Annotated in this window: 4 protein-coding genes; all 4 read right to left on the bottom strand. The window is 36.7% G+C overall.

Features of this window, described 5'->3' with window-relative positions; translation table 11 throughout:
- Positions 1–255: 255 nt before the first annotated feature.
- Positions 256–963 (bottom strand): hypothetical protein, encoded by a 708-nt coding sequence (locus Q8907_12310; GenBank protein ID MDP4275053.1) that lies wholly within the window; start codon positions 961–963, stop codon positions 256–258.
- Between the two features lie 277 nt (positions 964–1,240).
- A complete protein-coding gene (locus tag Q8907_12315) occupies positions 1,241–2,803 on the bottom strand; it encodes a glycosyl hydrolase family 28 protein (GenBank protein ID MDP4275054.1) in 1,563 nt (520 codons plus the stop codon).
- A gap of 150 nt (positions 2,804–2,953) precedes the next feature.
- Positions 2,954–4,837, bottom strand: coding sequence for a glycoside hydrolase family 127 protein (locus Q8907_12320; GenBank protein ID MDP4275055.1), 1,884 nt, complete (start codon positions 4,835–4,837; stop codon positions 2,954–2,956).
- A 52-nt stretch (positions 4,838–4,889) separates the two neighbouring features.
- A partial coding sequence (locus Q8907_12325; protein ID MDP4275056.1) for a glycosyl hydrolase family 5 occupies positions 4,890–5,274 on the bottom strand: 385 nt, incomplete at its 5' end.

Genomic DNA, 5,274 nt, shown 5'->3' on the forward strand with positions numbered 1-5,274 from the left:
TGGCGTCATCGCCGCAATAACATCTTTGATTTTATCCTTTCCCAGTTGCGGGGCTTTACCCCCTGACTGGCCAAACAGTTGCATGGTAAATAACGATACAACTATAAAAAAACTGATTCTTTTCATTTTGGAATGTTAAAATTAAACTTTAGAATATAGATTTACAAGTAATTACATTTTTCAAATAAAACAGCCTGCTGGATTTTAATCCGGTAAGGTCCTACTTGATCCATTTCAATTACCAGAGTGAACACTTTATTTTTTAAAATAAGTCATTATGCCCGTCCAAATCCTTTGTTCGATCACCCTCATGCCTTTGTCAGAAGGGTGTGCGGCAACACCCGTATTGGTAAATTTCCCCTTGGCGGTGTTTGTGCTATCCTTTGATAAATCTGATAGAGTAACAAATGGATAATGATTATCAGAAGAATATTTTTCTATCATCTCATTAACAATCTTTTTATCCCAAAAACCATTCACAATTACCTTCACTGTGGTTTTTCCTGGAGCAATATATTTTATGAGTCTATCATACCAGAAAATAAAATTATCCTCTATAGCTTTCTTCTCATTAACATTTTCGGATATTTTCAAAATCAGCATATCCGGGTTCCGCAAAGAATCGAGACTTGATAATGAGTAAGTATCAAAATTCCTTTCAAAATCTGCAATATTTTTAAATTTGACAACTATGGAAGGGTTTTCCAGATTAATATCACGAATAAGCAGATGGACAAAATCACTGTCTTTTACAGAAGCCGCCATGCCCCAATTACCGTACCAGCCGATTTCGGGTTTTGGGCTATGCTGGACAATACTATTTCCTAAAATAAGTACAGTTTTGATACTGGCAATTTTCGGCTTCTTGTCTTGGGCAATTACTTCCCCTTTGCAGGATAAGCAAACAAAAAACATGAAAGACAATAAAACCAAATTATAAGCAAGAAACGATTTTCTTTTCATTTTACCTGGAACTTAAAATTTCATTAATTATGAAGTTTACCTTACTATAAACATACTTCAAAGAATCAGAAATAACATAATCAGACAATTATTTGTGTTTTAAGCCCTTCTTTGTATATTCAACATTTATCTTTACTGCAATATTCTTCAGTTTCAAATAACAGAGGGTAAAATTCAATAACCCGGACATAAGTACAATACACATTAACATTGCGTTAACAAGCAAAAATTGTTTACCTACAAATTACCGGATTTTATTAAATAACTTATTTTCAGATTAATTTATAAAAACATTCTTTACAAATTCATTTTTACCGACTTTCTGTAAGTCAGTCATTTTTTTACCATTGATATAATAATCTTTAATAAAGATATTATTTATGATATGCTTGTTATCATAGCCTGAAAGATAAATACTTACAGGATTAAAACAATTAAAGGGGATATCTCCATAGTAAATATTGTCTCTGATAAATTTGTCATAATTATTTTGAATAGTTACATTCTCCAGATAGTTTCTTTCATTTGCAGCAAGATCTTTGCTTACAGACTTAGAGTTGTATCTAATGTTATTAAAATAAATATTTTCAATATTTCCTCTTATTGTATCATCAGAATAATAGCTTCCATAAATACCTAACACAATTATTTTACCCCAGGCCCTCTTCACTATGGGAGTGGTTCCAATTCTTAAACTGTCGGATATAGGATCTTCAACAGCTATGTTTTTAAAATGGATATCTTTAACATACCCCCTGTCACAGTTTTGTATATCCATGGCAACCGACGTAAAATGAGGAATAAAACAATTGGAAAACGAAATATTTTTCATGGTATCAATGACTGTACTTGCACCCAGTTCAATTGCCCTTCCCCAATCATTCCAAAGCACACAGTTATTTATGCTGATATTTTCAATTATGTTATAAGGCTGATGATAAGCTCCTTTAGTACCCCTGATAACGATATTATCATCATAAGACCGGATAAAACTATTTTTAAATGTTATATTTTTACAGCTAACAATATCAATTCCATCGGAATTATACCTCCAAAAGCCTATCAGTTTTATATTGTCGAAGGTTACCTGATTACAGTTTGTAGGAACTACCGCCCATTCCTGTGGATCACGAAGAATAATTCCATTGATGTAGGCATTTTCAACATTTTTCAAAGTAATCATATTGGTTGCTTGGCCTCGGGCGATTTTACTTGCATCCAAAATGCCACGGCCTATAATCTTAATATTCCTGGCATTTTCACTGTTAATGACCCCATAAACCACAGCTCCGCCATCTATAAAAACGGTTTCGCCGCTCTTCAAATTTATGATTCCGGCTTCATGAATTCCGGGTCCGAAATAATGAATCCTGGGATCTTTTTTATCAATCCTGTAATTTTCTATAGGATTTGCAAAAATGTGTAAAGCATGATGATAGCCATTAACTTCAACAACAATTTGAGAAGGCTTTGATACTTTAAATTGAATGGTATTCCCCTTTATTACGGGTTTAATTCCATATTCCAAGGGGCGAATCTTTAGTGTTTTTATCTTTTCATTTGAATTTATCTTAATTTCAGCTTCACCCTTGAAATCGAAACTGGCAAACGAGGCTATTTCGGTTTGATTAACCGGCCTCTGATATCCCGGCCAAATTTGATTAACCGGGAATTTTGATACCCTGGCCTGGTGAACAAACAATGGTTTGTTATCGACAAACATTTTGAAATCGTTGGATTTCTTTTCCTTTTCCGGCGCACCGTACAATATTGCGTTGGATGAATAAGCATAACTGCATACAGGTAAAAGCACTAAGATGATCCATAAAAAATTCTTCATTACAATAACATTTAAGTTAACAGAATTATAAAATACTACATCCAAATATTTTATACCTTTTTACTTTCTGAATGATTTTAAAAATATTTAAATCCTTAACATTTATATTTATAATATATAGATGTTAAGGATTTTATTTTTAATTAAAGCCTATTCCTTGATCTGTCTGGGATCAACTGATTGGGGCAGCCAAATCCTAAACCATGATTTTTCATCAAGGGTATTTCCTGCAGATGCATAATCGCACAGAGTGATTTCAACCGGTGAGCTACCACTTTCCTTATGAGATTCCAACATAAAAAGTCCTTTATATCTCATCCAGATTCCATCCTGATTGGTATCTCCTGCAGATTTCAAATCTATATATCCTTCATTATCAGCGATAGGCTTGATTGTCTCATCTACATGAGGCCAACCCAGCCGTGCATCGCGTGCCAATACGATTGGCCCACGCATTATGGCAATATTTTCAGGAAGATTACCCATACGAACAATTCGTCCCCTCATATCAAGAGACAGATTAATTTCATCTCCTGATTTCCAAGGGCGTGATATTTCGGCATATTCCCCGGGTACTGTTTTATCGAATTGTTCTCCGTTAACAGTAAGTTTTGTATTCTTGCTCCAATGGGGAATACGAATGCGTATGGACAATTTTTCTGTTTTAGGAAGCAGAATTTTAATCGTAACATTTCCAGAAACAGGATAGTTTGTCTGCTGAATAACTTCCAACGGTTTCCCTTCCGGGGTTTTCAAATGATAATCCCCATCAACAAAAAAGTTAACACTCAATCCATTGTTTTCGCTCATCACAGTAGTCAGAGGAAGAGTAAACAATCCTCTTGGACCGCTTGCCACACAACAATTCAGGCCCATTCCGCACTGTTCACTGCCTACAAGCCTTCGTCCGGCTAAAGGGGAATATTTTGCCCAATCTGATCCATCCTCATGCATGGCGCCTAATAAAGCATTATACCAGGCCTGTTCAATGGCATCAGCATACTTAGCTTCACCGGTAAGTCTTAAAAGTTGCTGGCATAATTTGATCCAGGTTGCAGTTACACAAGTCTCCTGATAATGCTCAATGTGTATAGTCTGTAGATTTTTCCCTCCAAACCAACATTCCATTGCCGAACCGGATCCGGTAATATTTATCTCGTTTTCCAGGATATTTTCCCAAGTTTTTTCAACAGCTTGCTTATACTCTTCTTTACCCGTCAACCGGTATAACTCCAGCAAGCCTTCGTAGCACGACATCATCTCATAGGCTTTCTGTCCCTGATCCCAGCTAAACCAATTTTGGGGTTTGGGAAAACGTTTGGAAACATCAACATCGGCTTTAGATATCAGTTGAGGCCCGTCGGGGGTCTCCCACTGGCGAACAATTTCTTCAGCAAATTCCAGGTATTTTTTATTGCCTGTCCGGGCATACAGCTGGCATATAGGTTCCAATACCGAAGAGGCTGCCATACCCCTATGAGCTCCTTTCCTGACCAGTAAAACCTTTTTATCGGACAATTCTTTGATCAGGTGGTCAGCTATTTTCCCGGCAGAATTCAATGCCTTCTTTTCTTTTGTCAGATCGTAATAGGACAATAATCCCAGCATACAATATTTTCTTCCCCAGATATCCCATCCTTCCAGATGGCTATTTTCCGCATAATTCCCAATATACCCGTCCGGAGTCTGCGTGGAAATCAGCCCATCCACAGCATGTTCCAGTACTTTACCCAGTTGTGGCTCAGGCCTGTACCGATAAGCCAATACTGCGGAAGTGAACCATTTGCCCCAAAATTCACTCTGCCATAACCTGGTTTCTGTCCGGTTTTTAAAGGGAGAAATTAACCGGTCTACATCCTGGGCAAGAATACGGTTTTGGTAGGAAGCATCCAATTTACCACCCACAAATCCATTTACCTGAACTGAATTGGCAGGAAACAACTTATCTTTTTTAACAGGTGACAGTACCAGTTGGGGTATAACCTGCACCTCAAACAATGAAAAACAAAATAACAGTAAAAATTTTCTAAGCATATCTGGATTTAATAATTAATAATGGTTTATTATGAATAAAAATTTAAATTAATTAATTTCTGTTTTTAAGTAATGCTTTCTTTATGATCTTTGCCCTTTCTGTTTCATAAGTCGCTACTTCCGGTGCAGGCATTCCCTGGCGCCAGAACTCCTCATTGTGCTCCAAACTCCACCCATTCCATTCACGAAAGGCATGATAACTCCACGACCAACCTCTGGTTTCAAAAAGGTCAATCACGTCTTTTAACCAACAAAGTGCTGCATCTTTAGGGGCCCAACGAATAACACTGAATTCCCCGACATAAACAGGCACTTTCCACCTGGCTTGAAACTCATCCGCATCCTTAAGCATCTGTTCCAATCGTTGTTTATTCCATAGGACACTTTCAATTACAGAGGGATAAGACAAATTAATTTTCTTCTTAGCGCTAGCCAAA

The sequence above is a fragment of the Bacteroidota bacterium genome, from assembly GCA_030706565.1.
Classification (GTDB): domain Bacteria; phylum Bacteroidota; class Bacteroidia; order Bacteroidales; family JAUZOH01; genus JAUZOH01.